The 17,195-nt window shown below is 69.4% G+C and carries 20 protein-coding genes; 9 read left to right on the forward strand and 11 right to left on the reverse strand.

Going from position 1 to position 17,195, the window contains the following annotated elements; all coding sequences use genetic code 11:
• Positions 1–37 precede the first annotated feature (37 nt).
• Positions 38–748 (forward strand): SDR family oxidoreductase, encoded by a 711-nt coding sequence (locus tag Leucomu_RS09500; RefSeq protein ID WP_017883143.1) that lies wholly within the window; start codon positions 38–40, stop codon positions 746–748.
• A gap of 11 nt (positions 749–759) precedes the next feature.
• Here the strand turns inward: Leucomu_RS09500 and Leucomu_RS09505 are convergent, their stop codons facing one another.
• Positions 760–1,944, reverse strand: a complete 1,185-nt coding sequence (locus Leucomu_RS09505) for a glycosyltransferase family 9 protein (protein ID WP_128387061.1) — start codon at positions 1,942–1,944, stop codon at positions 760–762.
• Positions 1,945–2,060: 116 nt separating this feature from the next.
• On the opposite strand from Leucomu_RS09505, the gene Leucomu_RS09510 reads away from it, so the two are divergent.
• From Leucomu_RS09510 to Leucomu_RS09520, 3 genes are read left to right on the forward strand one after another with little or no spacing between them, the layout of a single operon-like run.
• Positions 2,061–3,062, forward strand: coding sequence for a bifunctional heptose 7-phosphate kinase/heptose 1-phosphate adenyltransferase (locus Leucomu_RS09510; protein ID WP_017883145.1), 1,002 nt, complete (start codon positions 2,061–2,063; stop codon positions 3,060–3,062).
• Positions 3,059–3,982: a glycosyltransferase family A protein gene (locus Leucomu_RS09515; protein ID WP_051066150.1), complete on the forward strand. Its 924-nt coding sequence runs from the start codon at positions 3,059–3,061 to the stop codon at positions 3,980–3,982. Before Leucomu_RS09510 ends, Leucomu_RS09515 begins: the two co-directional genes overlap by 4 nt.
• Positions 3,979–4,173, forward strand: a complete 195-nt coding sequence (locus Leucomu_RS09520; RefSeq protein ID WP_017883147.1) for a DUF2795 domain-containing protein — start codon at positions 3,979–3,981, stop codon at positions 4,171–4,173. The genes Leucomu_RS09515 and Leucomu_RS09520 overlap by 4 nt, the downstream gene beginning before the upstream one ends.
• Here the strand turns inward: Leucomu_RS09520 and Leucomu_RS09525 are convergent.
• From Leucomu_RS09525 to Leucomu_RS09535, 3 genes are all read right to left on the reverse strand, one after another.
• Positions 4,160–5,164: a DNA topoisomerase IB gene (locus tag Leucomu_RS09525; protein ID WP_017883148.1), complete on the reverse strand. Its 1,005-nt coding sequence runs from the start codon at positions 5,162–5,164 to the stop codon at positions 4,160–4,162. The genes Leucomu_RS09520 and Leucomu_RS09525 overlap by 14 nt on opposite strands.
• Positions 5,165–5,270: 106 nt before the next feature.
• Positions 5,271–5,702, reverse strand: coding sequence for an acyl-CoA thioesterase (locus Leucomu_RS09530; RefSeq protein ID WP_017883149.1), 432 nt, complete (start codon positions 5,700–5,702; stop codon positions 5,271–5,273).
• An 81-nt stretch (positions 5,703–5,783) separates the two neighbouring features.
• Entirely contained in the window at positions 5,784–6,269 is a 486-nt protein-coding gene (locus Leucomu_RS09535) for a YciE/YciF ferroxidase family protein (RefSeq protein WP_017883150.1), read from the reverse strand.
• Positions 6,270–6,504: 235 nt separating this feature from the next.
• Here Leucomu_RS09535 and Leucomu_RS09540 point away from each other — a divergent pair, with 235 nt between their 5' ends.
• Positions 6,505–7,218, forward strand: a complete 714-nt coding sequence (locus Leucomu_RS09540; RefSeq protein ID WP_228407054.1) for a beta-ketoacyl-[acyl-carrier-protein] synthase family protein — start codon at positions 6,505–6,507, stop codon at positions 7,216–7,218.
• Here Leucomu_RS09540 and Leucomu_RS09545 read toward each other — a convergent pair.
• Positions 7,179–8,401, reverse strand: a protein-coding gene (locus Leucomu_RS09545) for an IS3 family transposase (protein WP_128387751.1) whose coding sequence is annotated in 2 segments (ribosomal slippage) — positions 7,179–8,116 and positions 8,116–8,401 — 1,224 coding nt in all. Because the reading frame shifts where the segments join, the coding sequence is not laid out codon by codon here. The two genes, Leucomu_RS09540 and Leucomu_RS09545, sit on opposite strands and share 40 nt — an antisense overlap.
• A 242-nt stretch (positions 8,402–8,643) precedes the next feature.
• On the opposite strand from Leucomu_RS09545, the gene Leucomu_RS09550 reads away from it, so the two are divergent.
• Both Leucomu_RS09550 and Leucomu_RS09555 read left to right on the forward strand, forming a co-directional pair.
• The gene (locus tag Leucomu_RS09550) at positions 8,644–8,823 is read left to right on the forward strand and encodes a hypothetical protein (RefSeq protein WP_128387062.1); all 180 of its coding nucleotides are present in this window, start codon (positions 8,644–8,646) and stop codon (positions 8,821–8,823) included.
• A 512-nt stretch (positions 8,824–9,335) separates the two neighbouring features.
• The gene (locus Leucomu_RS09555; protein ID WP_128387063.1) at positions 9,336–9,596 is read left to right on the forward strand and encodes a hypothetical protein; all 261 of its coding nucleotides are present in this window, start codon (positions 9,336–9,338) and stop codon (positions 9,594–9,596) included.
• Here the strand turns inward: Leucomu_RS09555 and Leucomu_RS09560 are convergent.
• The 6 genes from Leucomu_RS09560 to ku form a co-directional block, all read right to left on the reverse strand.
• On the reverse strand, positions 9,593–9,832 hold the full coding sequence (locus Leucomu_RS09560) for a toxin (RefSeq protein ID WP_128387064.1): 240 nt from the start codon (positions 9,830–9,832) through the stop codon (positions 9,593–9,595). The two genes, Leucomu_RS09555 and Leucomu_RS09560, sit on opposite strands and share 4 nt — an antisense overlap.
• Positions 9,829–10,092 carry a ribbon-helix-helix protein, CopG family gene (locus Leucomu_RS09565; RefSeq protein WP_128387065.1) on the reverse strand — a complete coding sequence of 88 codons (264 nt, stop codon included), beginning with the start codon at positions 10,090–10,092 and terminating at the stop codon, positions 9,829–9,831. The genes Leucomu_RS09560 and Leucomu_RS09565 overlap by 4 nt, the downstream gene beginning before the upstream one ends.
• 53 nt (positions 10,093–10,145) lie before the next feature.
• A complete protein-coding gene (locus Leucomu_RS09570) occupies positions 10,146–11,246 on the reverse strand; it encodes a tyrosine-type recombinase/integrase (RefSeq protein WP_228407055.1) in 1,101 nt (366 codons plus the stop codon).
• A gap of 97 nt (positions 11,247–11,343) precedes the next feature.
• Positions 11,344–11,472 (reverse strand): MerR family transcriptional regulator, encoded by a 129-nt coding sequence (locus Leucomu_RS09575; RefSeq protein ID WP_267128408.1) that lies wholly within the window; start codon positions 11,470–11,472, stop codon positions 11,344–11,346.
• 285 nt (positions 11,473–11,757) lie between these two features.
• Entirely contained in the window at positions 11,758–12,228 is a 471-nt protein-coding gene (locus Leucomu_RS09580) for a hypothetical protein (protein WP_228407056.1), read from the reverse strand.
• 544 nt (positions 12,229–12,772) lie between these two features.
• The gene (gene ku / locus Leucomu_RS09585; protein ID WP_128387068.1) at positions 12,773–13,717 is read right to left on the reverse strand and encodes a non-homologous end joining protein Ku; all 945 of its coding nucleotides are present in this window, start codon (positions 13,715–13,717) and stop codon (positions 12,773–12,775) included.
• A gap of 69 nt (positions 13,718–13,786) precedes the next feature.
• Between ku and Leucomu_RS09590 the strand changes: the two genes are divergently transcribed.
• Positions 13,787–16,342, forward strand: a complete 2,556-nt coding sequence (locus Leucomu_RS09590; RefSeq protein ID WP_128387069.1) for an ATP-dependent DNA ligase — start codon at positions 13,787–13,789, stop codon at positions 16,340–16,342.
• Complete coding sequence (locus Leucomu_RS15195) at positions 16,339–17,112, forward strand: esterase/lipase family protein (RefSeq protein ID WP_164884533.1); 774 nt, start codon at positions 16,339–16,341, stop codon at positions 17,110–17,112. Before Leucomu_RS09590 ends, Leucomu_RS15195 begins: the two co-directional genes overlap by 4 nt.
• Positions 17,113–17,195 lie beyond the last annotated feature (83 nt).

The raw sequence follows: 17,195 nt of genomic DNA on the forward strand, positions 1-17,195 counted from the left end.
TCGCCCCGCCCATCCGACATCGACGAACGGAGATCCCATGCGCACCACACTCTTCCCCCGCCACCTCGGCCGCGTGATCGTGACGGGAGGCGCCTCCGGCCTCGGAGCCGCTGTCGCCGAGGCCGTCGCCGAGGGCGGGGGCAGCCCCGGCGTGATCGACCTCGATGTATCGTCGGTTCCCGATCGCTTCGCCGCGCGAGCGGCCGACGTCTCGGACCGCCCCGCGCTCGAGCGGGCGGTCGAGGAGCTCGCCGACGAACTCGGCGGGATCGACGCGATCGTCACGGCGGCGGGCATCGATCGGTGCGGACGGCTCGACGACGTGGCCGCCGACGAGTGGGAGCGCGTGATCGGCGTCAACCTGCTCGGCACGGTGTCGGCCGTGCGGGCCGCGCTGCCCCACATCACCCGGGCGCACGGCCGCGTGATCACCGTGGCATCGTCGCTCGCGCTGCGCGCGCTGCCCGACGCCACCGCATACTGCGCCTCCAAGTTCGGGGTGCTCGGCTTCTCCCGGGCACTCGCGGCCGAGACGCGGGGGCGCCTCGGCGTCACGACCCTCATCCCGGCGGGCATGCGCACGGGGTTCTTCGACGACCGGCCCGAGCAGTACCGCCCCGCTCCGGATGCGCAGCTCGTCGACCCCTCGGACGTGGCGCGGGCGGTGGTCTTCGCCCTGCAGCAGCCTCCGCACTGCGAGGTGCGAGAACTCGTGATCTGCCCGGAGGAGGAACCGTCGTGGCCGTGATCCTCACGCCGTCATCGCCCGGGACCGCGCCGCGCCGCGCCGGGGGCCGGCCCGAGCAGATCGCGCACATCTGCGAGCACCGCATCGACGGGCACATCGCCCACGAACGAGACGTCGTGCTCGCAGCGCCACTCCGCGACGCGCTCGGGGGTGCAGTCGGCCCCGCAGACCGGGCAGCGGGTGGTCCAGGAGATCTGCGCCCGGTGGTGCTGCCTGCCGAGCGGCCCCGCGCTCAGCATGTTGCCGCACCAGAAGACGGAGGCGGTGCGCGTGCCGACGGCCTGCGCCAGGTGCCGCGGACCGCTGTCGTTGCCGACCATCACGTCGGCCGCGCTCAGCAGACCCACGAGCTCGGGCATCGGCAGCCGCCCGGAGGCGTCCTCGACGAGCCCCGCGACCGAGGCCTCCAGGCCGAGCGCGTCGACGATGTGCCCGCACAGACGGCGTTCGTCGTCGGCGCTGCCGAGCAGCACGACGCGCACGCCGTCGCACGCGAGCGCCGCGGCCAGCTCCGCGAAGCTCTCGATCGGCCAGCGGCGACGCGGATCGGTCGCGCCCGGGTGCATCGCGACCAGCGGCCGGTCGGCCTGGCCCCGGAAGGCGAGGCCCAGCTCGCGCTCGATCTCGGAGACGCCCACCTCGGGCTCGAGCTCGACGGGCGGCGCGCCCACCAGTCCCGCCACCTCGAGCCAGCGCATCACCTCGTGCTGAGCGGCGACGTAGTCGATGCCGCGGTCGAGCGGCGCGGCATCGGGGGTACGGGCTCCGATGGTGCAGCGCGCACCCAGCTCGAGCAGGAACGGGTTCGAGAAGCGCCCGCCGCCGTGCATCTGCGCGGCGAGATCGTACCCCTCCGCCCGCTGCTGCGCCAGGAACGACGCGATCGCCCGGTCGTCGACGCGTTCATCGGGGTCGGCGCCGACGCCCGGGACACGGGGCAGCTGCACGACCCGGTGGGGCGCGCCCCCGCGTCGCTGCAGCAGCTCGGCCGCGAGCCGGGTGCCGAGCAGGGTCACCTCTGCGTCGGGGTACGCGACGGCGAGCGCCCTGATCGCGGGCAACGCGAACAGCAGATCGCCGAGCCCGCCGGCGCGCAGCACCGCGATGCGGCGCACTCCCTCCAGGCGGCTGCCGAGCGGTGCGACCGCCGCCGGCGCCGTGCGGGGCCGCGCCCCCTCGCCGAGCCTCCAACGCATTCCTCTGCCTTCCTCCCCCGGGCGGAGAGCCGCCCCTGCTCCCCCTCATGCCCGCGACAGCCGATGCACAAACAGCGGGTGAGGGCGTTCGCGCCGACCGAAGGGGGGCGAGCGCCGTGACCCCCGAGGAGTGCATCGCCCGGGTGCACGAGGCCGGGCCGCGGGTGACCGTGATCGGCGACTACCTGCTCGACGGGTGGTGGAGCGGCAGCGCCGACCGAGTGGCGCGCGAGGCCCCGGCGCCGGTGGTGCACCTGTCGGAGCGCTCCGAGTCGCCGGGCGGTGCCGCCAACACGGCGCTGAACCTCGCGGCACTCGGAGCCCGGGTGCGCGCGGTGGGCGTGGTCGGCGACGACGACGCGGCCGACGAGCTGCGCGCCCAGCTGGCCGCCGCCGGGGTCGACGTCTCGGGACTCCGCAGCGTGACCGGAGCGAGCACCACGACCAAGGTGCGCGTCACCGTCGCCGACCACGTGCTGCTGCGCCTCGACCAGGATCGAGAGGAGGCGTGGCCGATCCACGTGCGCGAGGCGTTCTGCGAGCGCACCGAGGCTGCGATGATCGAGAGCGACGCGCTGCTCGTCTGCGACTACGGCTCGACGCTGCTCGACGATCTCGTGGTCGAGCGCCTCGCCGCCATGCGCCGCCCGCCCCTCGTGGTGGTCGACGCGCACCGCCCCGGGCGCTGGAGCGGGCTGAGACCGGACATCGTGACGCCCAACGCCTCCGAGGCCGAGACCCTGCCAGGCGTCTCCCTCGGGTCGGGCGAAGAGCGGGTGGAACGGGCGATCGCCGCGACCGACCGGCTGCTCGAGGCGACCGGCGCGGCCGCGATCGTGGTGACGCTCGATCGCACCGGCACCGTGCTGCTGCGCAGCGACCGGGAGCCCGCACGCACGCACGCCGTACCCGCTCCCGAGCGGCACGCATCGGGCGCCGGCGACGTCTTCGCCGCGGCGATCACCACGTCTCGAGCCGCCGGAGCGCCCATCGAGGACGCCGCGAGATTCGCTCAGGGCGCCGCGAACGTCGCGGTGCGCCGGGCCGGCACCTGCGTGTGCTCGCTCGAGCAGCTCGGAGAGTGGTTCTCGAGCGAGCGGGAGGCGGCCGGGCCATGAACAGCGGCACCCGCCGGGACTCGGCACGGTGGGCCGATCCGGAATCCGCCCCGGCCCCGGCCGTCGACGTGCTCATCCCCACCGCCGGGCGCGCGGCGGAGCTCGCCGTGACCCTCGCGGGGCTCGCCGCGCAGCAGGATCCGCCGTTCTCGGTGATCCTCAGCGATCAATCCGATGAGGGGATCGAGCGGGTGCCCGCCGTGCGCGCGATGATGCGGGTGCTCGAGGCTCAGGGAAGACGGGTCGTGCTGCGCCGTCACCTGCCCCGGCGGGGGATGGCGGAGCAGCGGCAATTCCTGCTCGACTGCGCCTCGGCCGAGCGCGTGCTCTTCCTCGACGACGACGTGTGGCTCGAGCCCGGCGCGCTCGGCCGACTCGACACCGCGATGACCGAGGCGGGCTGCGGTCTCGTGGGCTACGCCGTGCAGGGCCTCTCCCATCTCGGCGACGTGCGCCCCGGCGAGACCGCGCGCTTCGAGCCGTGGCCGCACGGACGCGTCGCCCCCGAGCGTGTGCGCCCCTGGTTGGAGTCGTTCGAGCGGTGGCCGCTGCACAACGCCGCCAACCCCGCGCACCTCGCCAGAGAGCAGCACCTCGGCGAGAACGAGCGCCTGCTCTACCGTGTCGCCTGGATCGGTGCGTGCGCGCTCTTCGACCGTCGCACCCTGAACGAGGCCGGTGGCTTCGACTTCTGGCGCCGACTGCCGCCCCAGCACGCCGGCGAGGATCGCGTGGCTCAGTGGCGCGTCATGGAGCGTGCAGGCGGCGCAGGCGTGCTGCCGAGCGGCGCCGTGCACCTCGAGGCCCCCACCACCGTGACCGACCGCCGCGTCGAGGCGAGCGACGTGGTCTACCCGCACGACGGCCCCAGCGCCGCACCAGACCCGAACCGCATCGGGAACGAAAGGAGAGGCTCATGACCGAGCAACCGAACCCCATCCAGATCCAGAAGCACCTCGGAGGCGTCGACTATCCGGCTACGAAGCAGGATCTGCTGCGGGCCGCGCGCGACGCGGGCGCCGACGACGACGTCTGCGACTCGCTCGACGGTCTGCCGGATCGCGAGTACGACTCGCCCACCGACGTGAGCGGCGAGATCAGCGGCTCGTAGCGCGGGATCCGTCGACGGCGGCGAGCAGGGCCAGAGCGCCCTGCTCGTCATCGTCGAGGAACGGGCGCTGCCGCATCCGCGCGCGTGATCGGCGCGCCCGCTCGATCGTCTCGGGGCGCTCTGCGGCGTCCATCACCCGGGGGTCCACGTACGAGGAGCGGGTGACGGCGGGCGTGTTGCCGAGCCGTTCCGCCGCCTCCCGCACTCCGGCGCGCAGTGCCGCGGTGCGCGCCTTCTCGGATGCCAGCTGCTCCTCCGAGAGTTCGAGCAGCGCCGTCGCGACGATCACCGTGCCGCCCCACGTGCGGAAATCCTTTGCGGTGAACTCCTCGCCCATGTGCCGTTTCACGTAGGCGTTCACGTGGCGGCTGCGCAGCCGGCGCACCACCCCGTCCTCGTCGAAGAAGCGGAACACCTCGGGCCCGGGCAGCTCCTCCAGCCGCGCGACGAGGCGCGCCACGCGCGCGTCGCGCACGCGGCCGCGCTGCCGCTGGCCGCTCTTGCCGACGAAGTCGTACTCGACCGACGTCGACGAGGCGTTCAGGTGCCTTGCCCGCAGGGTCGTGACGCCGTAGCTGCGGTGCTGCGCGGCATACCTCGAGCTGCCTACCCGGAAGAGCTGCTGGTCGATGAGGCGCACGGCGCAGGCCGTGACCCGATCGCGGCTCAGCCGGCGCCGGCGCAGATCGCGATCCACCGCGGCGCGCAGGCGCGGCAGCGCGGCGCCGAAGCGCTCGAGCCGCGCAAACTTGCGCCGATCCTGCCTGCGCCTGAACGCCGGATGGTAGATGGTCTGCGTGCGTCCGGCGGCGTCGAGGCCCCGCGCCTGCACCTTCGCGCGCGGCGAACGGGCGATCTCGACCCCCGTCCAGGCGGGAGGCACGACGAGCGCGTCGAGACGCTCGATCTCGGCGCGCTTCGTGATCCGGCGCCCGTTCAGCCGATAGACGAAGCCGCCGTCGACGACCTCCCGCGAGATCGGAAGGCGCAACCGCCCCGCACTCCCCCGACGTGCTCCCGCACCGCGAGCGGCCATGCGTCCCCCAGTCCTCGTCTCCCGACAGTGATGCCCTCATTGTGCCCGATCGGGTCCGGTCTCAATCCTCGCCGGGGCGCGACGTCGGCATGCGATCGCGGTCGTAGGTGATCGACGTGTACCCGTGCGGAGAGGCCTGACCGTACTCGTCGAGGTTCACGAACACGATGCGCTCGATGCTGAGGATCGTCTTGCGCGTGATCATGTTGCGCACCTGCGCCCGCATCGTGAGCGAGGTGCGGCCGAAATCGGTGGCGACGAGCCCCATCTCGATCAGGTCGCCCTGCCGCGCCGACGACTCGAAGTTGATCTCCGAGATGAACTTCGTCACCACGCGATGGTTTCCGAGCTGAATGATCGCGTAGATCGCGGCTTCCTCGTCGATCCACCTGAGCAGGCTGCCGCCGAAGAGGGTGCCGTTGGCGTTGAGATCCTCCGGGCGCACCCACTTGCGCGTGTAGAAGTTGATGCCCTGTGCTGCGTTTCCGTCCATGCGCGCGAGTATAGGGCGGCCGCGTTACGGCTCTGCGGCGGGCTCGTCACGTCTCGCGGGTGCCAGGCCCCGGCGAGCTCGTCACGCCCCGGCGAGCTCGCGCAACCGGGTGAGCAGCTCCTCGCTCGTGTGCGTCTCCTGGTCGAGGTTCTCCGACAGCAGCTTCGCCGCGTCGGCGGCGCCCTCGGCGTGAGTGGCGGTGATGAGCGACTGGTAGACCGAGATCTCGTAGTGCTCGTTGCCGAGCGCGCACGAGAGGGCGACCTGGTCGAGCAGCGAGCGATCGGACCGCGCGATGAGGCTCTGCGCCTGACGCGAGATCCCCTTCGTCGCGGGCGAGCCCGCGGTCGACTCGGGAAACCCGAGCAGGCCGAAGACCTTGCGCAGGTTCTCGATCTGTTCACGGGTCTCGTCGGAGTGGTGACGGAAGAGCTTCTGGATGTCCTTCGAGGGGGCCGCTTCGGCCAACTCCCCGAGCGCGGCCAGAGAGTCCTCCTCCATCGTCATCGCGGTGCGCAGCTGGAAGCGCAGCAGGTCGGTCGGGGTTTCGAGGTGCTGCTGAGACATGTGATGCTCCTTCGAAGGTCGGTGGCGGCCCGTCACGGCGTCGGGCTGCCTCTCGGCGATTGTAGGAACGCCCGCAGGAGCCACCACAGGGGCTTGCGCCGCCGCGGTCGGCGCGGTATCGCGCTCGCGATCCGTCCGGCGGACGATTCGCCCGCGGCTGCGCGACTCCCGCCACGCGGCTCCGGCGCCGTGTCAACCCCTCCCGCGAGCGACGCGCATGAGCTTGCATGGGGACATGTCCACGAAGTTCCTCTCCATCGGCACCGCCGTGCCCGCAGCACGGCTCGACCAGCCCCGCGCGCGCGACTTCTTCGCGGCGCAGCCTGGCGTCAGCCGCCTCACCGCGCGGCTCATCGGGGCCGCGTTCGACCAGTCGGCCATCGACCACCGGTACTCCGTGATCGGCCAGATCGGCTCGGGCGGCACGCTCTTCTCCGAGGACGGCGAACTGCTGCGCGCCCCGAGCACGGGCGAGCGCAACGCCGTGTACCGTCGGGCGGCGCCGCCTCTCTCGGAAGCGGCCGCGCGCGACGCGCTCGAGCGCTCCGGCTTCGACGCCGCCGAGATCACGCACGTCGTCACCGCGTCGTGCACGGGCTTCTTCGCTCCGGGGCCCGACTACCTGCTGGTGAAACAACTCGGCATCCCGCGCACGGCGGAACGCACGCACATCGGCTTCATGGGGTGCGCCGCCGCCTTCCCGGCACTGCGCACGGCGCAGGCGATCGCCGACGCGCGACCGGGCGCCGTGGTGCTCGTGGTCTGCACCGAGCTGTGCTCGCTGCACATCAGGTCGTCGAGCGACCCCGAGCAGATCGTCGCATCAGCCGTGTTCGGAGACGGCGCCGGGGCGGCCATCGTGTCGTCGGCCGTGAATTGGCCTGGTTTGAGTTCCGACCGGTTTTCCTGTCAACCTGTCGGTGACAGAAGTTCCTCGGCCTCAGTATAGTAGGCCTGCTCGACCTCGATCGGGGTACGCATATCGAGCTCCCCGTGAAGGCGCTCATGGTTCCACCACCACACGTATTCGAGGGTCGCGAGTTCGACCTGCTCAACCGTCCGCCAGGGGCCCTGCTGTCGGATCAGTTCGGTCTTGTAGAGGTTGTTGACCGCCTCAGCCATGGCATTGTCAAAACTGTCGCCGACCGTCCCGGTCGAGGGCACTGCTCCGAGTTCCGCAATGCGATCCGTATAGACCATGGCGGTGTAATTCGACCCGTGATCGGCGTGATGGATCAGGCCATCGAGCCTGCCGCCCGATTGCCACGCAGCCATATCGAGTGCCTGCATCGGCAGAACCTCAGATTTCAGCGTCGCAGCGACATTCCAGCCCACGATTCTGCGCGAGTACACGTCAGTGACGAACGCGACATAGGCGAACCCAGACCAGGTGGCGACGTAGGTCACGTCGCACACCCAGAGCTTGCGCGGCCCGTCAGCGGCGAATCTCCGGTTGACGAGATCGGCAGGCAGTGCCGCCGTTTTGTTAGGGCGTGTGGTGAACACGCGCTTTGATTTCCGTACCCCGCGCACGCCGGCGAGCCGCATCAGACGCTCGGTCTGGTCGCGGCCGATCTTCCACCCCTCACGCTTCAGCAGGGCATGCATCTTCCGGCGCCCGTACACGCCATAGTGCTTCGCGTGGAGCCGCCGGATCTCAGGGAGGAGCAACTCGTCGCGCAGCTGCCTGGCTGAGGCCGACCGGGCTTTCGCGGCCCGGTATCCGCGGGAGGTGAGGAACCCACGAACTGCCGCACGCAGCGTACGACAGAGGAACTCGACCCCGAAACGATCACGGTACTCGTCGATGAATCTGATCATTTCGTTCGTGGCCGGTCGAGTTCCTTCGCGAAAAACACGCTCGCGGCTTTGAGTACCTCGTTGGCCTTACGGAGCTCGCTCACCTCGCGGCGTAACCGCCGGTTCTCCTGGGCCATATCGATCGAGGTGCCAGGCTTCGCGCCGGTATCGATGTCGTAGCGGCGCTGCCACACGCGCAGCGTCTCCGGGCTCACTCCGAGGAGCCCACCGACGTGTCGGCAGGCCGCGGTCAGCGACTCGTGCTCGGGACGGGCTTCGGCGAGCATCCGAAGTGCGCGCTGGCGAAGTTCAGGGTCATATTTGCTTGGCATCGTAGTTCCATCCTTGTATAAAGATCGGAACTCAAACCAGGCCAATTCAAGCACATTCTGCGCTTCGAGGTTCCGGACCGTCTGTGGCGTGACTTGCACGGTGCGGGCAAGATCGACGGGACGCATGCACCTCCATCCCGTCGCACCTCACGAGCGCCACGGAGTTGCTCATGCCAAGTTTATAGAAACACTTCAATGTCACAGTTGAAGGGAACGGGTTCCACGCACGAAAGGACAACGCCATGCGGTTCCACCTCGAGATCGACCTCGACGCACTCCCCCAGCCTCACGATGCCGAGTTGGGGAGGATCCTGCGGTACTGGGCCGGAAACCTCAGCCACTATGACCTCTCGGTCGAGACGAGCGAATCGATCCGCGACTCCGCCTACGAAGAAGTCGGCTCCTGGTGGATAACGGCATAAGAAGCCCGCGTTGGCGAAGCTGAACATTCTCAGGATGCGCACATGAAGAAAATGGCGCGCCCGCAACCGAATCTTGAACCTAGCGGGGGTGCCGATTCGGCACACCCGCTCCCTGTTCGATCGAAGGCTATAATTTGAGCCTTTTACGGTGGTGCCGAATCGACACCACCGCCCCATCTCTTAGAAAAATCGTGGATCTGGGCGGCCTGAACCGGTGGCGGTTCCAGAACTTTAGCTTCGTTCCGATGGAACGTCAACCACGAATTCTCGACACCGCAGTTACTTCCGAGCGTCTTCATGATACCCGCGGGCGCGACAACTCACCGCACGATCACGAAGCCATTCCTCCTTTCCGAGAGTGCTCCTTCACTCGATAGGTATGCAGCCCGTCCCACGTTCAAGAAGTTGCCCTGTTCCGCCGCCAACGGAGCACGCGGATTTCCCGAACAGCCCTGACTGCACCCGATGCAACGCAGCGGTAGTTGTCGGACGTCAGAGCTACCCTCAACGCCATGGACGAAGAGCGATTCGAGCACTGGTGCGAGGCGTGCGGCACGACCGCAATGCTGACCTCCGAGGAAGCCTTCGAAGCGGGATGGGATTTTCCGCCACGGATGGGGGCGTGGGGTGTGGTTTCCCCACGCACTTGCGGCGATTGCGGCATCGAACAGACGCTCTGGTGGGCGCTCACCGTCGAGAAGAAGGGCATCGACGACTGCACTCCGCGTCAACGGCAAGTACTCGCGCGAATATTGAACGAGGTATCTGATTAAGGCAGCAGATCGATCATCTGCGATCGAGCCTTCATTGCGTGAATCACCAGCTCATTGCCGCTGTCGAAGACGAGAACGACCGTCTCTAAGAGTCGACCACGAGTGGCGAAACCGAGCCGCAACTGCCGTGCCGGACTGTTCTCATCGAGATCCTCGATCCATACCGCCCACGTCGCCGCTTGAATCGCGTCTTCACGGAGAACGCCGTGCTTCAGTGCCGAGTCGTGAACGTTCACGCTGCCGACAGATGAAGCGCTTCGCGGATGACTTCTGAACGTGACTTGCCCTCACGCTCCGCGCGCTCGTCGATCGCGGCGATCTCTTCAAGAGTGAGCCGGAGCGCGACGACCTGAGAGGGCTCAGCGCCGCGACCGGGGCGTCCGCGACCGCGCTTCTTCAACGCCGCAACATCATAGCCAGCCTCGGCTTCAGCGGCCCAGGCGTCGATCTGCTCCTCGGTAACGGGAACCCCATTGATTGTCTCGCGCCCACTCATGCCATTAATGTATAACGAAAATACTGACTCGGCAAGAGAGTTCCTTCGCATGGTCAGCTCCCCAGGATCTCATCGAGCACGTCAACCGTGATCGGGTCGACCTCCTCGGCACTGACAACGTAGCTGGTTCTCGTGATCTGCTCGTTCGCGTGCCCGAGCAAACGCGATGCGAGCGTGAGACCCGCAGCGCGCTCGACGAGCGTGGCAGTCGTGCGGCGGTAGATGTGCGTGGAGTACTGATCGACCTCTACGCCGAGCTCTTCGAGGGCATCGCGGTTGTCGTCGCTGAAGGAGCGCAGGAGGCGTTCGTAGTTGCTGACGCTGATCGGATTGCCGTTCTTCGTCGCGAACAGCAACGCCTCCTTGCCCCTCCCCGCCAAGGCGAGGCGACGACGCACCGCACCCGCCGACAGTGCCGGGAGCGCCACACGGCGGCGCTGTCTCGTGCGCTTGGGCGAGTTCTTCCGATGGATGCCCTGCTCCTTGGTCTGCACGATCGTGCCGCCGATCAGCACCGTCGGCGGCGACACGGTCATGTCCACATCGCACCGCCGCAGGCCAACGCACTCACCCACGCGGGCGGAGGTGCCGAGCATGATGTCCATGCCGTCGATGAGCGCCCGGTAGTCGGGTCGCGGACCGTTCCCTGGCTTCACGCGCCACTGCTGCATGAGCTCGCGAATCCCGGCGATCTGATCGGGCGTGAGGATCGAGGTCTTCTTCTCCGGCAACGGCAGCCGCTGCACATCTCGCACGGGGTTGAACGGGATCGCATCATCCCGCACGGCGTACCCGCAGATCTGCCCGAGAACGGCGCGGGCGCGGCGGGCGGCGGAGACGCTGCGTCCGAGCATGATCGCCTGGATGATTCGATCGCACCGCCCGACGGTCAATGCGTCGAGGGTGATTCCGCCGCACTGCGGCAGCAGCACGCAGCGCACTGTTCCCGAATACGACTCGTACGTCGAGAACGTCAGCGATCCGGCAACCGCTCGCGCTCTCACCTGTTCCAGCCATGACACGGAGGCTTCGGCGATCGTGTTCGCACCCGTGAGCCCGAGGAACGAGGAGGTGCTGAGTGCTTCGACCTTGCGGCGCAGATCGATCCGCGCCGCTTCCTCAGTTGTGGCGACGGCGACGATCTGATGGAGCACACCGGCGTCATCTCTAGCTCTCGCGCGAGCCCGAACCTTGCCTTTCGCAAGCTTCGTGATCTGGATCTTGCCGACCTCTCCGGCGCGGATGCGAGGCCTACCCATGGCGGCGCTCCTTCACCCAGGCGAGCAGTTCCGCCTGCTCGTAGCGGACGTGCCGACCGAGCTTCACCCACGGCGGTCCCGAGCGCGTGAGTCGCCAATCCTCGACTGTGCGGACGGGCACGCGCAGAAGATCGGCGACCTCACGCTGGGTAAGGAAGACGGGGGTGAGGGGCGGCAGGAGATCCATACCGGGCAGGTACGTCTCCGACCAGGACCGTCCGGTAGCAACCGGCACTCCCCCGCTGAGAAGCCCGCGGTTGGAGACAACGGGAGGGTTTCTGGTGACCAAAGTGGTAAAACTGCCCGAACCAGGCCGAGGTACGGAGTGGGCGGATGGGCTGGATAGCCGCGGAATCTCGCCGAATCTACTGCTGGGGTACCTGGACTCGAACCAAGAACAACTGAGTCACCCCTCGCCACCCGACCCCTCACCACCACCGCGCTTCGCGTCGCGGTCCAAGAAGGGGCCCGGCCACGCGCCGAGCGCCAGCACCGCGAGCACCGTCTGCAGCAGGCCCGTCACGAAGTAGATGCCGTGCAGCGGCGACCACACGAGCATGATCGCGATCTCCACGAAGATCCAGATCATCATCACGAGGCCCGCCGCCGCGTGCAGGCCCCACGCCAGCCGGCACCGACCGTACTGCCCGACCAGCGCCAGCACCTGCGCACCCCCGACCACCACGCCCAGGATCACGCCGGGCCAGAAGTACGAGTCGAAGACGCTCCCCTCGATCCACTCCAGCGGAATGCCGAGCCCGCCTCCGAGCGTCAGGCCCGCCATGCCGACGAGCGCCGAGACGAGGTTGAACCACGCCACCGCGGCCAATGCCACACGCAGGAAACGGGAGGGAGACGACGGCTGCACGGGGCTCACGCTTTCACACTAGGGGCACCGAACCGCCAGACCAAGAGCCCGCGACCACGATACGCCCCCTCCTCTGTCCCTCGACCTCATACGCGAAGAGGCCGGTTCTGTTCCGCATTGCTCTACGACGTGGAAGGATCAGCCGCCACCCGCTCGTCGCAGCTCGCGCGCACGGCCGCGACGGCCTCTGGGGGACGGATCGCGCAGGAATGTCAGTGGTTACTTCTACATTGCATACGTGCCGATCGGCACATCTACGAATGGAGATTTCTATGCGAGTTCAGCCCTATTACTCGATCAATGGGTCCGATCCTGACGTTCACCACGTACATGACAACTGCCCCAGTGGGCAGCAGATCCCTTCCTGGAATAAGAGGGCGGGCACGAACGGGTGGCCGCTCTGCGCTCACTGCCGCGACATGTGATCGCGGGCACCGTGAAGGCTGCAGAGTCGCAGCCTTCACGGTGTTCTCCGCACATCTATTCTTCGCGCCTGAGCGCCCAGGATGGCGAGCGAGGTCTTCCTTTCGACAGGCTCAGGGAACGAGCGCCGCTACGCGCCCTTCTTGCGGCGCCGCGACGACCCGGACCCGGATCGAGATCCGGATCCGCCCGACTTCGCCGAGCCGGCCCCTGAGCCCGAGCCAGACCCCGAGCGAGACCCCGATCCCGCCCCGCCTCTCCCCTTGCCGCGCTTCTTCGCGGCGCGCGACTTCTGCACGCTCTGCTTGAGCCCCTCCATGAGGTCGATCACCTCGGCGTCGCCTGAGCCGGAACCAGCCTCGGCATCGGCCCCGAACGTCTCCTCCGTGTCGAGCGCCTCCCCCGCCCGCCGCTTCGCTTCGATCAGCGAACGCAGCTCCTCCTGGTACTCGTCGCGGAACGCCGACGGGTCAAAGTCGCCCGAGAAGCTCTTCACGAGCGAGGCCGAGAGCTGCAGCTCCTTCGCCGAGATGCGCACCCGCTTGTCGAGCGCGGGGAACGACGCCGAACGGATCTCGTCGGGCCACAGCAGCGTCTGCAGCAGCAGCACGTCGCCGCGCACGCGGAGCGCGGCGAGCCGCGTCTTCTGTCGCAGCGCGAACTCGACGATCGCGGTGCGGTCGGTCTTCTCGAGCGTGCGTCGCAGCAGCACGTACGCCTTCGTGGTCTTGCCGGTGGGCTCGAGGTAGTAGCTGCGCTCGAAGAGCATGGGGTCGACCTGGTCCGAGGGCACGAACTCCACCACCGAGATCTCGCGATCCTGCTCCTGCGGGATCGACGCGAGATCTTCCTTGGTGAGCACGATCGTGTCGTCCTCGTCGGCGTAGGCCTTGTCGATGTGCTCGTATTCGACGATCTCGCCGCAGATCTCGCAGCGCCGCTGGTATCGGATCCGCCCGCCGTCCTTGTCGTGCACCTGGTGTAGTTCGACGTCGTGGTCTTCGGTGGCGCTGTAGAGCTTCACGGGCACGTTGACGAGCCCGAAGGTGATCGCTCCGCTCCAGATCGCTCTCATGCGTACAGTACAGCGCGCCGCGGTGTCAAAGGTCTACTGCTTGCGCGATCCGCCGACGATCATGTAGGCATGGCCCGCAGAGAGCAGACGGTCGAGGTGGGCGGGCGCCGCATCCGGGTCTCGAATCTGGAGAAGGTGCTCTACCCCTCCACCGGAACCACCAAGGGAGACGTGATCGGCTACTACAGCGCGATCGCTCCGACGATGCTGCCGCACTGCCGCGACCGCCCGGCGACGCGCAAGCGCTGGCCCGACGGGGTGGGCGACGACGGCCGCGGCGACTTCTTCTTCCAGAAGGACATCGGCGATTCCGCGCCCGACTGGGTGCGCACGGGCCGTATCCAGCACAAGGATCACGTGAACCACTACCCGCTCGTCGACGACGAGGCGACGCTCGTGTGGCTCGCCCAGCTCGCCGCGCTCGAGATCCACGTGCCGCAGTGGCGCTTCGACGCCTCGGGCGAGCCGGGGAATCCGGATCGCCTCGTGTTCGACCTCGACCCCGGCGAGGGCGTGACGCTGCGCGAGTGCGCGCAGGTCGCATTCCTGGTGCGCGACATCCTGCGCGACATGGGGCTGCCGTCGATCCCGGTGACGAGCGGCAGCAAGGGCATCCACCTCTACGCCGCGCTCGACGGTTCGCAGACCTCCGACCAGGCGTCGGCGGTTGCCCGCGAGCTGGCTCGCTCGCTCGAGGCCGACCACCCCGACGACATCACGAGCTCGATGAAGCGGGCCCTGCGCCCCGGTCACGTGTTCATCGACTGGAGCCAGAACAACGCGTCGAAGACCACGGTCGCCCCGTACTCGCTGAGGGGCAGGATCGCGCCCACCGTGGCGGCGCCGCGCTCCTGGCGCGAGCTCGCGTCGCCGCACCTGCAGCAGCTCGAGTTCCGGGAGGTGCTGCAGCGGGTCGCGAAGCGGGGCGACCCGCTCGCCGAACTTACGGAGTTATCGGCCGCGCACGCGGTGTCGGATCGCCTGAGCCTCTACCGGTCGAAGCGCGATGCGGCGCGCACCCCGGAGCCGGTGCCCCCGGCGGGAGCGCCGCGCGACGCCGGCTCCGCCCCCGGGAACCGCGCCGGCTCCCGCTCCGGCAACGCCGACGCCGACGCGGAGGGCGAGCGGCGGGGCGGCCCCGTCTTCGTGATCCAGCGCCATGAGGCACGACGGCTGCACTTCGACTTCCGGCTCGAGCACGACGGCGTGCTCGTCAGCTGGGCGCTGCCGAAGGGCGTGCCGACCGACCCCGCGCTCAATCACCTCGCGGTACCCACCGAGGATCACCCGATGTCGTACCGCCACTTCGAGGGGGTCATCCCGAAGGGCGAGTACGGAGCCGGGAACGTCGAGATCTGGGACGCCGGCACCTACGAGCTCGAGAAGTGGCGCGACGACGAGGTGATCGTGCGGCTCACCGGCCGCCCGGGCGGCGGTCTCGGCGGCCCGCGGCGCTACGCGCTGTTCCGGGCGGGCGAGGCCGACGGGAAGCCGCGGTGGATGATCCACCTGATGAGCGACGACGCGGCGGCGGCTGCGCGAGCAGGGGCGCTTCGCGGAGGCGAGCGGGGTCGGGGCGCGGGTCGCGCGAACCGTCGGCCGTCGGCGCGGGATCGGGCTGCAGCGGATCCGGATCCCGTCGCCCCGGTGCCCGATCCCGATCTGCGGCCGATGCTCTCCGAGCGCGGCTCCCCCGCCGAGTTCGAGCGCCTCGACGAGCAGGAGTGGGCGTTCGAGATGAAGTGGGACGGCATCCGAGCGCTCGCTTTCGTCGACGGCGAGCGCTGCGCCCTCCGCAGCCGCTCGGGCGGCGATCTCACGGCCGCGTACCCGGAGTTCGCCGCGCTCCCCGCGGTCGTGAACGGCGATCGAGCGGTGCTCGACGGCGAGATCATCGCGTTCGGCACGAACGGGGCGCCGAGTTTCAGCCGGCTGCAGCGCCGTTTCGGGCTGACCGACCGTGCCGAGGTCGAGCGGGCCCGCCGCGAGGCACCCGCCTCGTACCTCGTGTTCGACGTGCTGAGCGTCAACGGTCGGGATTGCCGCACGCTCCCCTACCGGCAGCGCCGAGAGCTGCTCGACGCCCTCGTCGAACCGATGCCCGGGGTGCCGGCGGCGCTGCCCGAGGTGTTCGCCGGGTCTGCGCGCGACGCCGCCGCCGCGAGTCTCCGCCTGCATCTGGAGGGGGTCATGGCGAAGCGCTGGACGAGCAGGTACCGCTCGGGAGTGCGCTCGTCGGACTGGCGCAAGTTCCCGCTGATCCTCGCGGAGGAGGCGGTCGTGATCGGCTGGCGCGACAGCCCGTCGGACTCGCAGGGCTTCGCGTCGCTGCTGCTCGCGGACTGGCAGGACGGAGCCTGGCGCTATGCGGGCCGCGTGGGCACCGGCTTCTCCTCGGCCGAGCGCCGCACGATCCGCATCCGCCTCGCCCCGCTCGAGCACGCAGAGCCCGCGGCCGAGGTGCCCGCCGAGATCAGTCGCGACGCGCACTGGGTGCGGCCCGAACTCGTGGGCGAGGTCGTCTCGAAGGGACGCACGGCGGGCGGCAGCTTCCGGCAGGCGGTGTGGCGCGGCTGGCGGCCCGACAAGCGTCCGGCCGATCTCATGACGGGCGCTCGCGGATGAACGCGCACCGCGACCGGGGGCCGAGGCTCGCACAGCGGGCCCTCTGGTGGATCGCCGACTATCTCTACGCGGGGTGGCGGCAGGTGCGCGCGTTCTTCTCGCGGGCGGACCCTCGCGGCTTCGCCGAGGGCGACGGCACGCGGCCGCCCGTGCTGATCATCCCCGGCGTGTACGAGCCGTGGCGCTTCATGCTGCCGCTGATCCGCGACCTGCACGGGCGCGGCCACCCCGTGCACGTCGTGGATCCGCTGCGCGACAACCGCGTGCCCGTCGCCGCGGGGGCTCGACTCGTCGACGAGTACCTGGCCGCCCGGGGCCTGGACGGGGTGGTGATCGTCGCCCACAGCAAGGGCGGCCTGATCGGCAAGCACGTCATGTCGTTCGGGGCTTCGGCACCGCGCGTGCGCGCGATGGTGGCGATCTCGACCCCGTTCGGCGGGTCGCGGTACGCGCGCTTCCTGCTGGGCTCGACGCTGCGCTCGTTCTCGCCGCGCGATGCGACGCTGTCGCTCCTCGCCCGGTCGCTCGACGTGAACGCGCGCATCGTCTCGGTGTTCCCGCGCTTCGATCCGCACATCCCCGAGGGCAGCGAACTGGCGGGGGCGCGGAACGTGCGCGTCGAGACGGGCGGGCACTTCCGCATCCTCGCCCACCCGCGCACGGTCGCCGAGGTGCGCCGCGCGGCATCGCTGGCGCGGGCGGGAGACGAGGCCGCGGCGGGTCCGGGGCTCGACCCCGGCCGCGATCCCGGGCGCGATCCACACCCCTGACTCGCGGCCCCAACCCCGGCCGCGATCCCCACCCCGACCCGCAGCCCTGACCACGGCCGCGATCCACACCCCGGCCCGCAGCC

Source organism: Leucobacter muris (genome assembly GCF_004028235.1).
Lineage (GTDB): Bacteria > Actinomycetota > Actinomycetes > Actinomycetales > Microbacteriaceae > Leucobacter > Leucobacter muris.